An 18,424-nucleotide genomic window follows, 5' to 3' on the forward strand; every position below is an offset into this window, starting at 1 on the left:
CACGGAGGCCGCGAGATGACGTACATGCCGGATATCCGTGTGGGCACAGCTGATTCGGTAGGTCAGGGCGATGATCTGAAGGCGTCGATCCACGCTCTGACAGGTGGCGGGTGCGAGATCGCTTGTCGTTGCGTATGGTCGGGACGTCACGCCGGTGTTGCGAACACTGGGTGCCCACGACCTGGATCAGTGACCAGGATCGTGATGAAAATGCCGGTACGGCGCCGGGGGACGTCCGACAAGCGAACATTGTGACGTCGCGTAATTGCGCAATTGTTGTTGTGGACCTCCATGTGCCGCCAAGGGGACGGGAGCTTTCACCTGATCGCGCCAATGTCATCAATGTCATCGAGCGAACCACCATTGACCGGCAATCAGTTTTCGCTCTCCGGCTTCACCGGGCAGGGCTACGACCGTGGTCGGAGTCTGCCATTGCAGATCATTTGGCTGGCGGTCTCGCGGTCCGTTCTGTTCCGGTGGTGGATGCCGAACCGGATACGGATCGCCGTACTGCGCGCATTCGGCGCCAGGATCGGTGCCGGTGCGCTGATCCGCCACGATGTCAGGATCCACTGGCCGTGGAAGCTCGAAGTGGGTGAGTGTTCGTGGATTGGTGAACGCGCGTGGATTCTCAACCTGGAGGCGGTGACGATCGGGTCGAATTCGTGTGTTTCCCAAGATGTTCTGCTGTGCGCCGGCGGTCACGACCGGTCCAGCCCGACATTTGAGTTCGACAACGGGCCCATCGTGATAGGTGACCGGGTCTGGGTGGCTGCCCGCGCAACTGTGTTGCGGGGAGTGCGGATCGGTGACGGCGCGACCATCGCCGCGACCACTCTTGTCTCCCGGGATGTTCCGGCAGCTGGCACGCTGTTTCCGCCGCGGCCGACGAAGGGGGCCGCATGCGGGTGACGATCATCGGCATCAACTACGCGCCGGAAGTGACCGGAATAGCCCCATACACCACCGGGATTGCCGAAGGTCTGGCCGAGCGTGGGCATGACGTCACGGTGATCACCGGATTGCCGCACTACCCCCAGTGGCGTATCGCCGAGGAGTACCGCGGCGTACGCCGCTGTACCGAGGTGGTACGAGGTGTGACTGTGCACCGCGTCGGCCACTACGTGCCCGACGAACAGAGCGCACTGGGGCGAATCCGGATGGAGGCCAGCTTCGGATCTGTCGCGGCCGCCCACTCCTGGGATGATCCCGACGTCGTCATCACGGTGAGTCCGACGCTGCTGTCGGCCGCGCTGGCGGTGGCGCGGGCCCGATTGTCGAAAATCCCGGTCGGGATCATCGTGCAGGACATCTACAGCAAGGGTGTGGTGGAAACCGGGGCGGTCGGGGGGCGCTCCGCCGCGGCGACCGCACGGCTGGAATCGACGGTCCTCCGGTTGGCGACCGGCGTCGCGGTGATTCATCCCCGCTTTGCCGACTCGCTGGCCGAGATCGGCGTGAACAACGACGATCTGACCGTCATTCGAAACTGGACCCATATCGACGGTGATGCTCCGGCGAGCGGATCGGCGGCAGTTCGAGAGAAGTACGGTTGGCGGCCGAACGAAACCATCGTGCTGCACACCGGCAATATGGGTGTCAAGCAAGGTCTTGAAAACGTCGTTGCCGCAGGGAAACTCGTCGGCGGAGCGGGCGAGGACGACCGAGACATCCGTTTTGTCCTGATCGGCGACGGGAACCAGCGTCGCATGCTCGACTCTCTCGCCCGGGATGCCGAAGCGGTGCAACTGATCGACCCGTTGCCCGATGTCGAGTTCCGCGCGGCGCTGGCTGCCGCCGACATCCTGCTCGTCAACGAGCGTCCCGGAGTGGGGGAGATGGCCGTTCCGAGCAAGCTGACGTCGTACTGCGTTGCGGCCAAGCCGATTCTCGCCGCCACGGAGCCGACCAGCGGGAGTGCCGAAGAACTACGCGCATCCGGAGCCGGACTTGTCATTCCGCCGGGCGATCCAAAGGCCCTCGTTGCGTCAGTGCGGCAGCTGGCTGCCGACGAGGAGCGCCGGCAGCGATTCGGCTCCTGCGGTGCGCGGTATGCCCGCGAGCGCCTCGGTGCGGCCAACGCGGTTGCGCTGTATGAGAAGTGGGTCAGCGAGTTGGCATCCGCCTCCCGTGGGCTACCGGCATGAATACCCGGGTAAGTCGCAACGACTGCTTCTACGCCGGGCAGCCGGTCACCTATCTGGTCGGCCCGCTGGAGCGGGTGCTCCCGCCGGACCTGCTCAAGGCGCGGCTGCGGACCATCGCGGCGGAAGGGCCTCAGAACCGCCTCGGTCTGCGCCCGAGCCGCACATCACGGCACTGGGAATTGGACCCGTCGTGCGGTGGTGTGGTGGTGACCAGCGGCCCGGCCCCGGACATGACCGTCCCTGCCGGGACCATGTTGGATCTGCTGACGGGTGGCCCGGCGCTTCCACCGGCCACCCTGCACGTCCACGTCGCCGACCGTTGGCTGTTCTTGAATTTCGACCACGGTCTCGGTGGCGGACGGCTGTTCAGTGAGGTGATCGCGGCGGCCGGCGCAGAAGGTCAGGGGTTCAGCGCACCCGCACCCGTTGCGACGACCGGCAATCCCGGCCTGCGCGCGTTTGCCCACACCGTGCGCAAAGAACCGACGCGTCTGCTGCGCGCCCTGGATGAACCGCTGCGCCGTGGCGCCGCCGTCGTTCCCACCGGGCAACTCGATGAGCGGGAATCGTTGGCATACGCCCGAAGCCGACCCGGCTTCCTCGAAACGGTGCGGGCGAACCGCGACAGATGCCTGCCGCGTGCGCCGCTGGCGGCGATCATCCTCTCGGCCTTCCTGGACGGACTGCACAGCCACGGAATAACACCGGAAGACGAGGTCGGCCTCCTGGTCGATCTGGGCCGGTACCTTCCGCCCGGGGCGGGCACCCTGGCGAACTTCGTCGGCATCGCGCCCATACGGGTTGCGCCGCCCTACGATCCGGCCCTGGTGGCCGGTGCGATAGGCGAGTACACGCACGGGGGCCGGGCACTGGTCCGGTACGGCATGTCATATGCAGCGCGGCTCCGGTCCCGCCCGGCTGAGCTTCCCCGTTGGAAGACGGACAGCCGGCGGGCCCGGATTGTGGTGACGGACCACGCCAACTCGGCTGCCGGCAGCAAGATTTCCTGGGCGGAGACACCGGACGGCCATCACTTCGTCCGTAAGGCGCCGGTGCGTTACTCCAACCAGATCTCGTTGGCCATCAACCGCGTCGGCTCCGAGCTGCATCTCACCGCGTCGTACTACGCCGGCACCTTCGACCCGGAAAAGGTCACCGCCGTTCTCGACCGGATCGTGGCAGCGGATTCGCCGCTGATGCGCATGGGCCAGATTGCGCCACCGAGCAGTCGGGCGGGGCGGTGAGATGGCTCGGATACCGACATCATCGACGCAGCGCGGCCCCCAAGGACGCTCGATCGGGGTGATCACCACCGCCGACCAGGTGTTGTCCAGCGCCAGCAATGCGCTGATGGTCTTTGCAGTGGCCCAAGTTTCACCGGCCGAGCAGTTCGGGATCGTCGCTCTGCTCGTCACGGTGGCCACCACCTGGATCGGCTTCAACAGGGGGGCGCTGGGCACCGCGCTGCTGTTGACCAGCAACATGCACCGGCGCGAGATATCGGCCGAAGGCGGGTATGCGATCAGCTGGTCGCTGGTGACATCGGCCGTCGCGGGTGCCGTATTGCTGGTCCTGTCCTGCGTTTTCGGCCAGTTCTGGATCGGTGTGGCGTTCGCCGCGAGCATGGTGGCCGTGCTGGCCCAGGATGTGCTGCGATTCGTCGCCATCGCACAGGGCAGACCACTCGCCGCGGCCATCTGCGATGGGTTCTGGGTGGCGTGGATCCTGGCCGTCTACCTGATCAACCTGATCGGGGCCGGGATCTCGGCAGTGGGCACGGTGTATCTGTGGGGCGCGGGCGGACTTGTTTCTGCGCTGGTGCTGATGCGTGTGCTGCGGACCACGCCACGGGGCGATCGCCTCGTCGGGTGGTGGCGCACGTATGACCGTGCCCGGCTGAGATTCGGAATTGTCTATGCGCTCAACCAGGTTGGTGCCACCCTCGTGACGCTGACCGTGACGGTAGTCATCAGCGGCACCGCGGCGGCTGGGCTGCGCGGCGCGGCGACACTGTTCGGACCGATTGCGATGCTGGTGTCAGCATTGCCGTTGGTGTTCGTTCCGCATGTTCGCCGTGCTGCGTCATCGATCGGTGAGCAGTGGCGGGTACTCGTCAACACATCCATCGCGACGTCGGGGTTGACCGTGGTGGCCGGCCTGTGCCTGGCCGTCCTCCCGAGTCGGCTGGGCACAGCCATCCTGGGTGACACCTGGACGTATGCCTCGGCGCTCGTCGTCTATCTCGGGATCGAATGCGCGGCGATGTGCTGGATGGTCAGCGTGTACAGCTTCTTCCAGGCGCGGGGCATGAGCAGGACGGTGTTGCGGGTCAAGCTGTTTCAGATCTGTCTGCAGCTAGGTCTGTGCCTGTGCGCCGGACTGACAGTGGGCACAGCGGTCGCCATCGCCATCTCCCTGGCCGTGGCGGGCGTTATCGCCGCTCTGGTCGGTGTTGTGCTCGCCCGGCGCGTTGTGCGGGACGGCGCGACTGAGGTGCCCCCTGCTGCCGAGGGGCGCGGCGATACTGTCGAGCTGCAAAAGCCGTTGGAAGAGACCGGGTTTGCATGGCCGAAGGTCGATGTCCTCGAAGCTGAGATGAGAGGCCGCAGGTCTGATGAGTGACGAGTTCGGCCGTGCGGTTCAGCCGGCGGTGCTTCACGTCGTCACGCTGATCACGCCGGATGGTGCCTACGGCGGGCCGGTCAGGGTGGCGTTCAACCAATCCCGACAACTGCGTGCGGCCGGTCATCAAACCCAGGTCGCCGGTGCGGTACGCGGCTATCGGGAGATCCCCACCGAGCTCGACGGGGTTCCGGTCCGACTCACGAAGGCGCGCAGCATCATTCCCAGGCTGGGATTCTCCGGATTGGTCGCTCCCGCACTGCTCGGCTGGATCGTGCGGAATCGCAAGTCCTTCGACGCGATCCACGTGCACCTGGCGCGCGATCTGATCACGCTGCCGGCGGCCGTGATGGCGCTGATACTGCGGAAGCGACTGATCGTGCAAACCCACGGAATGATCGCCGACAGCAGCCATCCGATTGCGCCGATCCTGGATCGCCTTCTGACCAGGCCGATTCTGCGCAGAGCAGCCGCTGTTCTGTATCTGACCGAAGATGAGCGGGCCGCGCTGCGACGGGTGCAACCCGAGGCTGCGCTGCGACATCTTGGCAACGGCGTTCCCGGGTGCGAAGGGGCAGTCACGGCGGCCCGTGCCGAACAGACGTCCGGACTCGTCGAGGTGCTGTATCTGGCGCGGCTGCACGCACGAAAACGTCCCGTCCTCTTCGCGAAAGCGGCCACCCGCCTGCTGGTCGCGGGGTGCGATGCGCGGTTCACCCTGGTCGGTCCCGACGAAGGTGAGGGGGCCGAGGTTCTCGATACCATCATGGGATCCGATACCCGGTCCGACGAGATCCGTTGGGAGGGAGCGTTGCCGCCGGACCATACTGTGGCGCGGATGGCTGCCGCGTCAATCTACGTACTACCGTCAGTCGACGAACCCTTCCCGATGTCGGTACTCGAGGCGATGTCGGTCGGATTGCCTGTTGTGATCACCGAGAGCTGTGGACTCGCGGAAACGGTGCGTGCGTCTGGCAGCGGAATAGTGGTGGACGAATCGGAGGACGCTCTGATCGAGGCGATGCGCACGTTGATCACCGACCAACGGCTGCGGGAGCAGATGAGCGCTGCCGCGCGGCAGACGGCAGCCGCGGCCTTCAGCATGGAAGCCGTCGCGCGCGACCTCGCTGCCGTCTACGCGGGTTCGGAGGACGATTGAATCGGCATGTGCGTAGCGCCGTGACCATCGTGGCCACCGCCGTGGTGATGGTCCTGCTGCTCGTAGCTGCCGTCGGCACGGTCGTGTTCCGTTACGCACCGGAAGACGACTTGCGTAAAGCCGACGCAGTATTCGTGCTCGGTGGTGAGCACGATGGCCGCGAGGATTACGGCTTTCAACTCGTTCGCGACGGCGTCGCCCCAGTGTTGGTGCTGTCCAACCCGTATCGGTCGTCAGATCCGGTGATGAAAAAAGCGTGCAATCGTCATCCGCCAGGTGTAGAAGTTCTGTGCGTGCCGCCCAAGCCCTCCACCACCCTCGGTGAGGCGAAGCTGATTCGGCAGTTGGCCCGCGAAAGGGGTTGGACCACCGTGGTGGTTGCCTCCTGGCAGTACCATCTGCCCCGGGCCCGCTTCATCTTCGAGCATTGTTTTTCACCCTCGGCAGACTCCACCGTGATGCGCGCAGTGCCGCGCGAATACCGCCTGTCTGCCGGCTCGTGGGAGTACACCTACCTGTACCAGTTCTTCGCGTTGGGAAAGGCGGTGATGGAGTCGAAGAAGTGTGACTGAGCCGGTGAGTCACCACTTCAGCTTGTACTGGACGCCCGCGAATACATAGACGCTGAGATACCCGATCATGGCAAATGCGCTGCAGTACATGGCGGTCAACGCGAGTGTGCGCGCAGTCCGCCGGATCGTCTGCCAGGGGTACTCGCGGGGGTCGATCGCGGCCAGCGGGAGCAACATGGTGGTGATCGGCGCCGCCGTCACAAGCAGTCCCTCACCGACGAGCAGGACCGGCGGCGGCGAATCCACTGTGGACTGCAGGGCGGTGAGACAGCCCAGCAGGGCGCTCATCACAGAGTTGATCGCAATGATGCGCCATCTGTCGGCATTTCGATACAGGTAGACCGCGGCCGGGGCGCCCACCGCAGCCCCCGCCGCGACCAGCAGCAGATCGGTGATCACGGCAGGGTGTCCTCGCCTCGCTCGGCGGCGATTCTGGACCCCACTGCTGCTCCGCCGCACAGACCCGCCAACGCGCACACGGGTGCCAGCAGCAGGATCGCGAGTGCGCCCAGCGCGGGCTGGTCGATCGCGAGCGCGCTATAGCCGCTGAGGCTTGCCGCTGCGCCGGCCGCGCCCCAGATGACGGACCGAAACTGTTGGCGCACGGGCCAAGTGAGGACGGTGCCCATTGCGGACCCTGAGATGGTCATTACGATCAGGGTGATCACGAGCAGATGGGCGGGCGTGCCCCAGTTCTCGATTATGAGATGGCGCACAACGGCTCCGGCTGCGGCGCCCACAATGATCCAGCGCAGCTGCCAACTGCCGCCAGAACTCGAGGTCACCATCGCTGATCAGGTTAACCGGGGTTGGCCGAACGTCGCGGTGTGGGTTGTCACAGCATCGGTTGCCACTGTGTGCGTTTTCGCAGCGTGCGATCGAAAAGCAAGCTGAATCGTGCGCGTTTCGTGCGGGTCTGGCCCAAACCTGCCCGGCCGACCACGTCGATGAGCTGTTAGATTGCAGACGGACCGCATAATCGATGTACGACGCCCAGGGTCGCGCGGTTTTTGTTGCAAAGATTGTCGCAGTTGCCGCGTTGAGCGGATTGCGAGGCATTCCCGCCGGCCATGGGCCGGGGAGGTGCACGACAAAAAATGACCGTCGTGACGATGCCGCGCGAAGTGTTCAAGCGCACTCGATGGCAACGGCAGTACCTGGTCAACATTTTGATCACCGACGTCCTCGTGGTGTGCGCGGCGGTGGTGCTGGCGCAGTACGTCCGTTTCGGACAGGCCCCGGACCTTTCCGGCACCGACGGCTACATCACGTCCGTCTCGATTCTGTTCGGCGCCATCTGGTTGGGTGCGCTCTCGTTGTGTCGGACCAGGTCGCCGCGGGTGACCGGGGCGGGCGCCGAAGAGTACAAACGCGTTGCGTCTGCGTCGTTCTGGACCTTCGGGGGCATCGCGATAATCACGTTCCTGCTTCAGCTTGAGATTGCGCGGGGCTATCTTGCGGTGGCGCTGCCCACCGGCACCGTCGCCTTGTGCCTGACCAGATGGGTGTGGCGTCGGTATCTCGCCAAGAAGCGGGCGGAGGGGCGCTATCAGACGGCGGTGATGGCGATCGGTGACGCCGACGCGGTCACCTATCTCGCGCAGGAGCTGACCCGTGATCCTCGCGCCGGATACGACGTTGTCGCAGTGGGGATTCCCGGCTATGGCGCCCCCGCGGGCGAGCGTCTCACCGTGGGCGACCAGGAAATCCCGATCATGGGTGGTGAGGAGTATGTCCTGGACGCCATACGAGAATGCGGCGCCGACACGGTAGCCGTAACGGGCGTCGAACATCTCGGCTACGAGGGGATCCGGAAACTGATGTGGGACCTGGAGGCGATGGGTGTCGACCTCGTGGTGTCGCCGGGCGTGATGGACGTTTCCGGGGCGCGTCTGGAGATGCGGCCGGTAGCCGGGTTCCCGCTGGTACATGTCGAGAAGCCGCAGTACGACGGCGCGAAACGATTCGAGAAACGGGCATTTGACTTCGTTTTCGCGGCGGCCGCACTCGTCGTCGCCTCCCCGGTCCTGCTGGTTACTGCGATCGCAATCAAGCTCGACAGCCGGGGACCGGTGTTCTATACGGCCGAACGCATCGGCATCGACGGCCGGCCGTTCGCAATGCTGAAGTTCCGTACCATGGTCACGGATGCCGATCGTCAACTGGAGAGCCTGCAAACCCTGAACGAGAGCTCCGGCGGAGTTCTCTTCAAGATCAAGGACGATCCGCGCGTCACATCGGTGGGCAAGGTTCTCCGCCGGTTCAGCATCGATGAGCTGCCACAGTTCGTCAACGTGCTCCGGCAGGAAATGAGCGTCGTCGGTCCCCGCCCACCGCTGCGACAGGAGGTGGAAACCTACGATGGCGACGTCCAGCGCAGATTGCTGGTCAAGCCGGGTATCACCGGCCTGTGGCAGGTCAGTGGACGGGCGGACCTGTCTTGGCAGGAATCGGTGCGACTAGATCTTTCCTATGTCGAGAACTGGTCGATGGTGGCCGACCTGGTCATCATCGCCAAGACGGTGCGGGCAGTGCTGCTCAGCCAAGGAGCGTACTGATCTCCAAAAGCAAATCCACCCAGTGCTTTACGGGTGTACGAGATTAAGGAGAAGACGCAGTGAATCAGGTGAAGAAGAAAGCCCTGATCACCGGAATCACCGGTCAGGACGGTTCTTACCTGACCGAGTTCCTGCTCAACAAGGGCTACGAGGTGCATGGGCTGATTCGTCGGTCTTCGTCCTTCAACACCGCCCGGATCGATCATCTGTACGTCGATCCACACGATCCGCACGCGCAACTGTTCTTGCACTACGGCGATCTCAGCGATGGCGCACGTCTGGTGACTCTGTTGAGCACCATCGAGCCGGACGAGGTGTACAACCTGGCCGCGCAATCGCATGTGCGGGTCAGCTTCGACGAACCCGAACACACCGGTGACACCACTGGTATCGGTTCTGCGCGATTGCTGGAGGCGGTGCGGATCTCGAAGGTTCCGTGCCGCTTCTATCAGGCGTCCAGTTCGGAGATGTTCGGTGGCTCACCCCCTCCGCAGAACGAGCAGACAAGCTTCTATCCGCGCTCGCCGTACGGCGCAGCCAAGGTCTACTCCTACTGGATGACCCGGAATTACCGCGAGGCCTACGGGATGTTCGCCGTCAACGGCATCCTGTTCAACCACGAGTCACCGCGCCGCGGTGAGACTTTCGTGACGAGGAAGATCACCCGAGCCGCCGCGCGGATCAAAGCCGGTATCGATGAGCACCTCTATCTCGGCAACCTGGACGCGATCCGCGATTGGGGTTACGCACCGGAATACGTCGAGGGGATGTGGCGGACGCTGCAGGTCGATGAGCCCGAAGACTACGTGCTCGCCACCGGCGACCGGTACACCGTGCGCGACTTTCTCGTCGCCGCATTCGAACATGCGGGTCTGGACTGGGAACGGCACGTCCGTTTCGACGAACGCTACCTGCGGCCCACCGAAGTCGATGCGCTCGTCGGCGACGCCGCCAGGGCCGACCGGCTGCTCGGCTGGAGCCCCACGGTCCGCACGCCACAACTCGCGCAGATCATGGTGGAGGCCGACATCGCGCAGCTCGAATGCCTCGGCAAGCCGTGGATCGACACGCCGGTCTTGGCGGGGTGGGGCTGAAATTGCTAGGGAACGACAGCGTCAACACGACACACCCGCTCGACCCCGCGGCGCCGACGTACATCGCCGGCCATCGGGGAATGGTCGGGTCGGCGATTCACCGGAAGCTGCGATCGGAGGGATTTACCGATCTCATCGGCCGGTCGCACAGCGAGTTGGACCTGACCGACCGGGCGGCGACATTCGAGTTCTTCGCGAAAACGCAACCACCGGTTGTGATTTTGGCGGCTGCGCGGGTCGGTGGAATCCTGGCGAACAAGACCTACCCGGTTGACTTCATCTCCGAGAATCTGCGGATCCAGACCAACGTGATGGACGCGGCGCTCAAATACGGCACCAAGCGTCTGCTCTTTCTCGGCTCGTCATGCATCTACCCGAAGATGGCAGCACAGCCGATTACCGAGGATGCATTGCTGACCGGTTCCCTCGAGGAGACCAACGATGCCTACGCGATCGCGAAGATCGCCGGAATCGTGGCGGTCCAGGCGGTGCGGCGGCAGTACGGCTTGCCGTGGATATCGGCGATGCCGACGAATTTGTACGGGCCAGGGGACAATTTCTCCCCGACGACCTCGCACGTCCTGCCGGCCTTGATCCACCGGTACGAAGAAGCGCACGAGAAGGGCGAGTCCCAGGTGACGAACTGGGGCACCGGCACCGTGCGCCGTGAGTTCATGCACGTCGACGACATGGCGTCCGCCTGTTTACATCTGCTTCAGCAGTTCGACGGGCCGCAGCAGGTCAACGTGGGCACCGGGATAGACCATTCGATCCGAGAAACGGCGCAGATCGTCGCCGCCGCAGTGGGATACGAGGGCGAGACAGCCTGGGACACCAGCAAGCCCGACGGCACGCCCCGCAAGCTGCTGGACATCAGCACCTTGCGGGACAGCGGTTGGCAACCGTCGATTTCGCTGCATGACGGGATCGAGCAGACCCTGGCGTGGTACCGGCAGAATCGGGCGGACCTCAGACGGGTGGCACTCGCGTGAGAGCCCGACGAACTCTGGGCATACGCTCTCGACCATGACCACCGGGCCGCTGGTGCTGTCCGAACTGGGCACCGATCCCGCATCGGTGCTGCGGCTCATCGCGCAATTCGATGCGCTGGAGGAGCAGGAAGTCAACGCCGACGCCGCCGTGCGGTTTGCCGCGTTGACAGCGGGGTGCCCAGTAGGTGTCCGATGGCCCGGGGGCACCGTCGTCCGGTACGACGCGTCCGGGCACCTCGATCCGGTCGACGACAGGGCTGTGCCGACATCCGATCGCAACGAGACGGTGGTCTGGGTGGAGCGTGACGGATCCGGACATCCACTGGACGAAGTGCTGCTGGACCGGCTGCGACGGGTACTGGGTCGGGTCGCGGCGCGGACCGGCGTGAGCGGGACTCCGCACCTCGGCGACCCCGCACTGCTCGAGGTCGTGCTGTCGGCCAAGGAGCATCGCGAAGACCGGGCCCGGGCCATCCGGCTGTTGGGGCTCGACGAGACCAGGCCGACATGCGTGCTGGCGGCATCCGGGCATTCGCCCCGCGAGACGGTGCGCCTCATCACCGGCGAACTGCCCGCACCGGCCGTGCGGTCCGCCGTCATCGGCAACGCGACTGCCATTGTGTGCCAAGGGTCGTTCGACATGCGCGAGTTCTCGGACCGTCTCGAGCGCATCATCGTCGAACAGTTCCCGACAGTCGTGAACATCGGCACCGCGTCGGGACCGTGGGTCGGAATCGGGACCGTGGGCAACGCATTCAGCGCGTCGACCTCATGGCATGAAGCCGTCCGCGCGCTGCGGTTTGCCTCATCGACCGGATTCGGCAGGCGAGTGGTGGCATACGAGCGGCTGAGCTCACTGGAACTGCTGGCCGACCTGCCGATCGACCGGGTACGACGGAATCGAGATGTGGCCCGTATCAACGAGATTGCGTCAACTCCTGCCGGGGATGTCGACGTGCAGACCGCCGAGGCGTTCTTCGTCTATGGCTCGTTGCGACGGACCGCCGCTGAACTGCACGTGCACCACAGCACGGTGGCCGCCCGGTTGGAGCGCGTGGAGGCCGCGATGGGGTGGGATTTCGAGAACCCGGTGGATCGCTTTCTGGGCACGCTGGTGCTCATGGTCCGGCGGATCGCGATGTCATCGGCGGAGCTCGCCGACGCGGACCTGCTGTAAGGGTGCTCGCCCAGAACAACGCTATGGATGCTCACGCGGCACGTGAACGACCATGGCGTTGCTTTCGCGGACCGGGCTGCCAGCCCCGAGACACCAGGGCGGCGCGCGCCTGGGCGACGATGTCCTCGCCTCGGTCTTCTTTAATGACGTGGATGACGTGCCAGCCGAGCCGCTGCAGCACTCGGTTCACCCGGACATCGAGCACATACTGGTGCCGGCTGGTGAGGTGCTGCTCCCCGTCGTACTCGGCCCCGACCTTGAACTCCTCCCAGCACATGTCGATCCGACGGACGTAACGCCCGGATTCGTCGAGGATCACGAACTGCGTTGTCGGACGGGGAAGTCCGGCATCGACGAATAGCAATCGCAGCCGCGTCTCCGGCAGCGACTCGGCCCCCGCATCGGCGAGTGGCAGCGCCACCCTCAGCCGTCGCAGGCCGCGCGCACCTGCATGGCGTTTCGCGATGAGCGCGACGTCCTCGAGGTCGACGGAGCAGACGTTCATCAGAGCGTCCATTCGCTCGATAGCGCGGTCCCTGGACAGATGACGGCCGAGGTCGAAGATGGTGCGAGCGGGCGTGGTCACGCGAATGCCTGCGATGGTCATGATCTCGTCCTCGTGCAGGGTTTCCCGACGGACGATCAAGCCCCGCTGGCACCGGGCGGTTGCGATCAGCTCGACCGGAACAGTGTCGTCGACCCATTTCGCTCCGTGCATCGCGGAGGCGGCCAGCCCGGCGATCACCGCGCCGGGCGATCCGAGAGCAACGCCGACGACCCTGTCACGCAGCCGCAGCCGATGCTCGCGGGGCACGTAGACGTCGCGATAGATCGGCCGATACCGGCTGCGCAACTGGGCCCTGGTGAGGTGGCCGGCCGCCACGACCTCGCTCCCGAGGAATGGAACTCGCACATCTGTTGGACGTATGCCGACGCGATCCCGCTCCTATGCCGCTCGAAAACAACGCTATGGCTGTTCGCAGCGCCGATGGACGACCATAGCGTTGGTTTCGGCGATCCGGGTCCGGGCGGGTCGACGAGTGTCGGGAGAATCCGCGGAATCGCCCGACGCACGTCGGCTGACGGCGGTCGCCCCGTTGGCGAAGATTGCGATGCAGCCCAAACGACACAAGGAGGCCGAAATGGCCATCATCGACCCGACCAAGACCTGGGTCCCCGTGGAAGAGCGTCTCGCCGTCACCGCCGACGAACGGCACCGTCAGGTACTCAGCGTCGTTCTCGAGCACATGAAGGCCGAGGCTGAGCCCGATATGGAACGCCTGATGGCCACCTTGGCTCCGAACCCGGACTATCACTTCTGGTACGCCAATGCCGATATGGGTCCCAAGACCACCGAGGGTGTGCGCGCCTATTACGAGGCATTCGTGGCCAGCGGCGCCAACCACCTCGTTTTCGAGATCGATCGCCTCGCCGTCGACGATGATCTGGTGATGACCGAAGGCTGGATGAAGATGATCTATCCGGGTGCGGCCGCCCAGGCGATCGGCGTCGAGGTGGACGACCCGGACGGCGACTACCTGTTGCTGTTCCGTCAGCTCATCAACTGGCCCATCGACGCCGACGGGCTGATCCTCGGCGAGGACGCCTACCAGACCGGCCCGGTCAGCGTGACCAAGTTGAGCCAGCAAGACCTGCCGCAGGCCTACGTCGACCAGAAGCGCGCCGCCCAAGCTCATGCCTGACGTTCGGAGTGACATCGCGTCGCTGCTGCTCGACCGGGTCGGCGACCAACACGTCGGCCTGCGCACCCGCGACCGGGACTGGACCTGGGATGAGGTGGTCGCCGAATCCGCCGCGCGCGGCGCGCTGGCGCAGGCGATGCGGGTGGACGGCCCGTTGCACATCGGCGTGCTCCTGGACAACGTGCCGGACTTTGTGTTCTGGCTGGGTGGGGCCGCGCTCGCCGGGGCGACCATCGTGGGGATCAACCCGACCCGCGGTGCCGCTGAGCTGGCGGCCGAAATCCGGCTTGCTGATTGCCAATTGATCGTCACCGACACCGCGGGGGCGGAGCGTCTGCGCAACCTCGACCTCGGTCTGGCGCCCGAGCGGTTCCTGGTGGTCGACGGCCCGGACTATGCGGCGCAACTCGACGCGCATCGCGTCATCCCCGCGGTCGCGCCCGGGGTCACCGACGACTCCCTGATGCTTCTGCTGTTCACCTCGGGAACGACGGGAGCCTCCAAGGCGGTCATCTGCAGCCAGGGCCGGCTGGCCCGAATCGCCTATGCGGCCGCCGGGAAGTTCGGCCACGTGCGCGACGACGTGGAGTACTGCTGCATGCCGCTGTTCCACGGCAACGCCATCATGGCGTTGTGGGCGCCGGCACTGTCGGTCGGTGCCACCGTCTGCCTGACGCCGTCGTTCTCGGCGTCCCGATTCCTGCCGGACGTCCGGTATTTCGGTGCCACTTTCTTCACCTACGTGGGCAAGGCGCTCGGTTATCTGATGGCCACCGCCGAACAACCCGACGATGCCGAGAACCCGTTGGTCCGCGGCTTCGGTACCGAGGCCTCACCCGACGACCAGAACGAGTTCCGGCGCCGGTTCGACGCCGAACTGTTCGAGGGCTATGGCTCCAGCGAAGGCGGTGGGGCAGTGGTGCTGCCCCCTGACATGCCGCCGGGCGCGCTCGGCCGCCCAGCGCACGACGGGGTGGCGATCGTCGACCCTACGTCACTGAATGACTGTGTGCCAGCGGTTTTCGATGAGCACGGCCGGGTGCTCAACCCGGACGACGCGGTCGGGGAGATTGTCGACAAGTTCGGTACCAGCACCTTCGAGGGGTACTACAAGAACGACGAGGCCAACGCCGAACGCATCCGCAACGGCTGGTATTGGACGGGTGATCTCGGCTATCTCGACCAGCAGGGGTTCATCTACTTCGCCGGTCGGCGTGGCGACTGGATCCGGGTGGACGGGGAGAACACCTCGGCGCTCAACATCGAGCGGGTCCTGCGCCGCCATCCCGAGGTGGTGGCCGCCGGTGTCTACGCGGTGCCCGATCCGCGCTCGGGTGATCAGGTGATGGCCGCGATCGAGGTATCCGATCCCACAGGCTTCGACGCGGCGGCGTTCGTGTCCTACCTGAACGACCAGGATGACCTGGGGGCCAAGGCAATTCCGCGGTTCCTGCGGGTGTCGAAGAATCTGCCGGTCACCGGCTCCAACAAGGTGCTCAAACGTGAACTGCAACAGGAACGCTGGCACACCGGCGAGGTGGTGTACCGGTGGGCGGGACGCGGAGAACCGGTGTATCGGGCCATGGGCGACGATGACAAGCAGTCGTTGGACGCCGAGTTCACGCAGCACGGGAGGCAGCGTTATCTATGAAGTGGGATGACGAGTGTGACGTCCTGGTCGCCGGATCGGGCGGTGGCGGCGTGGCCGGCGCCTACACCGCGGCCCGCGAAGGGCTGTCGGTGATCCTGGTCGAGGCCAGCGACAAATTCGGCGGCACCACAGCGTATTCCGGTGGCGGCGGGGTGTGGTTCCCGTGCAACCCCGTGCTCAGGCGGGCCGGCACCGACGACACCATCGAGGACGCGCTGGAGTACTACCACGCCGTTGTCGGCGACCGGACCCCGCGGGAACTGCAGGACACCTACGTCCGTGGCGGCGCCGGTCTGATCGAGTACCTCGAGGCTGACGACAATCTGAAGTTCGCGCCGATGCCCTGGCCCGACTACTTCGGCAAGGCGCCCAAGGCCCGGACCGACGGGCAACGCCACATCGCGGCCCGGCCGCTCAAGGTGGAGAAGGCCCCGCATCTACGCGAGCTGGTGCGCGGGCCGCTCGACGCCGACCGGCTCGGCACCGAACAGCCCGAGGACTACTTCATCGGCGGCCGGGCACTGATCGCCCGGTTCCTGAAAGCCATTGAGCAATACCCGAATACCTCGCTGCGCCGCAACACCCCGCTCGTGGAGTTGGTCGTCGAAGACGGCGCAGTAACCGGTGCGATCGTCGAATCCGACGGTGCGCGCCACGCGATCCGGGCCCGACGCGGCGTACTGCTCGCCGCGGGTGGCTTCGAAGGCAACGACGAAATGCGCCGTGAATACGGCGTGCCGGGCGTCGCCCGCGACACCATGGGGCCGCCGGCGAACCTGGGCCGAGCGCATCAGGCGGCGATGGCAGTCGGCGCCGACGTCGACCTGATGGAGCAGGCCTGGTGGTCGCCGGGCCTGACGCACCCCGACGGCCGCTCGGCGTTCGCACTGTGGTTCACCGGCGGCATCTTCGTCGACCAGAACGGGCAGCGGTTCGTCAACGAGTCCGCGGCCTACGACCGTATCGGCCGGGCCATCCTGCCGCGGCTGGCCGACGGTTCGATGACGTTGCCGTACTGGATGATCTACGACAATGATCGGGACGGCGAAGAAGGAATAGTTCCACCCGTCAAAGCCACCAACGTCTCGATGGTCGACACGCAGCAATACATCGATGCCGGGTTGTGGCACACCGCCGACACCATCGAAGAGCTGGCCGCCAAGATCGGCGTGCCCGCCGAGAACCTGGCCGCCACCGTGGAGCGGTTCAACGACTTCGTGACCGCGGGTACGGACGCGGATTTCGGACGGGGCGACGAGGCGTACGACCGGGCCTTCTCCGGCGGGGCATCACCGCTGGTCGCGATCGAGAAGGGCCCGTTCCACGCCGCCGCGTTCGGCATCTCCGACCTGGGCACCAAAGGCGGGTTGCGTACCGATACCGCTGCGCGGGTACTCGACACCGACGGTCGAGTGATTGCCGGGCTGTACGCCGCGGGCAACACCATGGCCGCCCCGAGCGGCACCGCGTATCCGGGCGGCGGAAATCCGATCGGAACCAGCATGCTGTTCAGCCACCTGGCGGTCAAAGACATGCTAGGCAGGGGTGATGAGCGCTCGCGCGAAGAACCAAGGGGAGAAGCATGAGTGACGTAAGGGAAATCGACGCCGGAACTGCGATGACGCGGTTCGCACGCGGCTGGCATTGCATCGGGCTCGCTGAATCGTTCCGCGACGGGCAGCCACACGGCATCGAGGCCTTCGGTACGAAGCTCGTCGTGTACGCAGACTCCGCCGGTGACCTGCACGTGCTCGATTCGTACTGCAGGCACATGGGTGGCGACCTGTCGATGGGGTCGGTCAAGGACGACAACCTCGCCTGCCCGTTCCATGACTGGCGCTGGGGTGGCGATGGAAAATGCAAGCTCGTCCCGTACGCCAAACGCACGCCGCGGCTGGCCCGCACCCGCAAATGGGACACCTGTGAGGTCAACGGTCAACTGCTGCTCTGGCATGACCCGGAAGGCTCGACCCCACCGGCCGAGCTGATCCCGCCCACCATCGAGGGCTACGACGACGGCATCTGGTCACCGTGGCAATGGAATTCGATCCTGATCGAGGGATCGCACTGCCGGGAGATCGTCGACAACAACGTCGACATGGCGCACTTCTTCTACATCCACCACGCCTACCCGACGTTCTTCAAGAACGTCATCGAAGGCCACACCGCGAGCCAGTTCATGGAGTCCAAGCCGCGTCCGGACTACGCCACCAGAGAACTCTGGGATGGCACCTATCTGCGTTCGGAGGCAACGTATTTCGGCCCCGCATACATGATCAACTGGCTGCACAACGACCTCGCTCCGGATTTCACCGTCGAGATCGCGCTGATCAACTGCCATTACCCGGTGACCCACGACTCGTTCGTGCTGCAGTGGGGAGTCGCGGTCCAGCAGAATCCGGCGATGCCCGCGGAGAAGGCCGAGAAACTCGCGGCGACGATGAGTCGCAGTTTCGGAGATGGCTTCATGGAGGACGTCGAGATCTGGAAACACAAGGCCCGCATCGACAATCCGTTGCTGACCGAGGAGGACGGGCCGGTCTATCACCATCGCCGGTGGTACGAGCAGTTCTACGTGGATCTTGCCGATGTCACCCCCGACATGACCGATCGTTTCGAGCAAGAGGTCGACACCACGCACGCCAACGAGCTCTGGCACCAGGAGGTCGCCGACAACCTGGCAGCCATCGACGCGGCCAAAGTCGCCCGCTGACGCGGCGGCCCTCCAAGCCCGACCCGTAAGCTGGCC

17 protein-coding genes are annotated in these 18,424 nt (G+C 65.2%); 14 read left to right on the top strand and 3 right to left on the bottom strand.

The genetic code is table 11. The features are described from left to right. The first annotated feature begins 342 nt into the window (after positions 1 to 342). The 6 genes from ACZY08_RS11800 to ACZY08_RS11825 are packed head-to-tail and all read left to right on the top strand — an operon-like array spanning position 343 to position 6,500. Positions 343 to 912 carry an LbetaH domain-containing protein gene (locus ACZY08_RS11800; RefSeq protein WP_463744677.1) on the top strand — a complete coding sequence of 190 codons (570 nt, stop codon included), beginning with the start codon at positions 343 to 345 and terminating at the stop codon, positions 910 to 912. After that, the gene (locus tag ACZY08_RS11805; RefSeq protein WP_463744676.1) at positions 903 to 2,147 is read left to right on the top strand and encodes a glycosyltransferase; all 1,245 of its coding nucleotides are present in this window, start codon (positions 903 to 905) and stop codon (positions 2,145 to 2,147) included. The genes ACZY08_RS11800 and ACZY08_RS11805 overlap by 10 nt, the downstream gene beginning before the upstream one ends. Next, on the top strand, positions 2,144 to 3,391 hold the full coding sequence (locus ACZY08_RS11810; RefSeq protein WP_463744675.1) for a hypothetical protein: 1,248 nt from the start codon (positions 2,144 to 2,146) through the stop codon (positions 3,389 to 3,391). The genes ACZY08_RS11805 and ACZY08_RS11810 overlap by 4 nt, the downstream gene beginning before the upstream one ends. A 1-nt stretch (position 3,392) precedes the next feature. Then, positions 3,393 to 4,769, top strand: coding sequence for an MATE family efflux transporter (locus ACZY08_RS11815; RefSeq protein ID WP_463744674.1), 1,377 nt, complete (start codon positions 3,393 to 3,395; stop codon positions 4,767 to 4,769). Then, positions 4,762 to 5,928 (top strand): glycosyltransferase, encoded by a 1,167-nt coding sequence (locus ACZY08_RS11820; protein WP_463744673.1) that lies wholly within the window; start codon positions 4,762 to 4,764, stop codon positions 5,926 to 5,928. The genes ACZY08_RS11815 and ACZY08_RS11820 overlap by 8 nt, the downstream gene beginning before the upstream one ends. 20 nt (positions 5,929 to 5,948) lie before the next feature. Next, positions 5,949 to 6,500, top strand: a complete 552-nt coding sequence (locus tag ACZY08_RS11825) for a YdcF family protein (RefSeq protein ID WP_463744672.1) — start codon at positions 5,949 to 5,951, stop codon at positions 6,498 to 6,500. Positions 6,501 to 6,509: 9 nt separating this feature from the next. Here ACZY08_RS11825 and ACZY08_RS11830 read toward each other — a convergent pair whose 3' ends face one another. Both ACZY08_RS11830 and ACZY08_RS11835 read right to left on the bottom strand, forming a co-directional pair. Continuing rightward, on the bottom strand, positions 6,510 to 6,899 hold the full coding sequence (locus tag ACZY08_RS11830) for a hypothetical protein (RefSeq protein WP_463744671.1): 390 nt from the start codon (positions 6,897 to 6,899) through the stop codon (positions 6,510 to 6,512). Beyond that, the gene (locus ACZY08_RS11835) at positions 6,896 to 7,288 is read right to left on the bottom strand and encodes a hypothetical protein (RefSeq protein ID WP_463744670.1); all 393 of its coding nucleotides are present in this window, start codon (positions 7,286 to 7,288) and stop codon (positions 6,896 to 6,898) included. Before ACZY08_RS11835 ends, ACZY08_RS11830 begins: the two co-directional genes overlap by 4 nt. 309 nt (positions 7,289 to 7,597) lie before the next feature. Between ACZY08_RS11835 and ACZY08_RS11840 the strand changes: the two genes are divergently transcribed. The 4 genes from ACZY08_RS11840 to ACZY08_RS11855 all read left to right on the top strand — a co-directional run bounded on the left by ACZY08_RS11840 (position 7,598) and on the right by ACZY08_RS11855 (position 12,321). Beyond that, complete coding sequence (locus tag ACZY08_RS11840; protein WP_463744669.1) at positions 7,598 to 9,058, top strand: sugar transferase; 1,461 nt, start codon at positions 7,598 to 7,600, stop codon at positions 9,056 to 9,058. A 68-nt stretch (positions 9,059 to 9,126) separates the two neighbouring features. Beyond that, positions 9,127 to 10,152: a GDP-mannose 4,6-dehydratase gene (gene gmd, locus ACZY08_RS11845; RefSeq protein ID WP_463745275.1), complete on the top strand. Its 1,026-nt coding sequence runs from the start codon at positions 9,127 to 9,129 to the stop codon at positions 10,150 to 10,152. Positions 10,153 to 10,154: 2 nt separating this feature from the next. Continuing rightward, entirely contained in the window at positions 10,155 to 11,144 is a 990-nt protein-coding gene (locus ACZY08_RS11850; RefSeq protein ID WP_463744668.1) for a GDP-L-fucose synthase family protein, read from the top strand. A gap of 34 nt (positions 11,145 to 11,178) precedes the next feature. Further along, positions 11,179 to 12,321: a PucR family transcriptional regulator gene (locus ACZY08_RS11855; protein WP_463744667.1), complete on the top strand. Its 1,143-nt coding sequence runs from the start codon at positions 11,179 to 11,181 to the stop codon at positions 12,319 to 12,321. Positions 12,322 to 12,352: 31 nt separating this feature from the next. Here the strand turns inward: ACZY08_RS11855 and ACZY08_RS11860 are convergent, their stop codons facing one another. Further along, complete coding sequence (locus ACZY08_RS11860; RefSeq protein WP_463744666.1) at positions 12,353 to 13,234, bottom strand: hypothetical protein; 882 nt, start codon at positions 13,232 to 13,234, stop codon at positions 12,353 to 12,355. 229 nt (positions 13,235 to 13,463) lie between these two features. On the opposite strand from ACZY08_RS11860, the gene ACZY08_RS11865 reads away from it, so the two are divergent. The 4 genes from ACZY08_RS11865 to ACZY08_RS11880 are packed head-to-tail and all read left to right on the top strand — an operon-like array spanning position 13,464 to position 18,388. Continuing rightward, positions 13,464 to 14,024: a nuclear transport factor 2 family protein gene (locus ACZY08_RS11865; RefSeq protein ID WP_463744665.1), complete on the top strand. Its 561-nt coding sequence runs from the start codon at positions 13,464 to 13,466 to the stop codon at positions 14,022 to 14,024. Further along, entirely contained in the window at positions 14,017 to 15,675 is a 1,659-nt protein-coding gene (gene casI, locus ACZY08_RS11870) for a steroid-22-oyl-CoA synthetase (protein ID WP_463744664.1), read from the top strand. The genes ACZY08_RS11865 and casI overlap by 8 nt, the downstream gene beginning before the upstream one ends. Then, positions 15,672 to 17,261 (top strand): FAD-binding protein, encoded by a 1,590-nt coding sequence (locus ACZY08_RS11875; RefSeq protein WP_463744663.1) that lies wholly within the window; start codon positions 15,672 to 15,674, stop codon positions 17,259 to 17,261. Before casI ends, ACZY08_RS11875 begins: the two co-directional genes overlap by 4 nt. Further along, positions 17,258 to 18,388 (top strand): Rieske 2Fe-2S domain-containing protein, encoded by a 1,131-nt coding sequence (locus ACZY08_RS11880; RefSeq protein ID WP_463744662.1) that lies wholly within the window; start codon positions 17,258 to 17,260, stop codon positions 18,386 to 18,388. Before ACZY08_RS11875 ends, ACZY08_RS11880 begins: the two co-directional genes overlap by 4 nt. Positions 18,389 to 18,424: the final 36 nt, after the last annotated feature.

The sequence above is a fragment of the Mycobacterium sp. IDUB_9 genome (assembly GCF_055419505.1).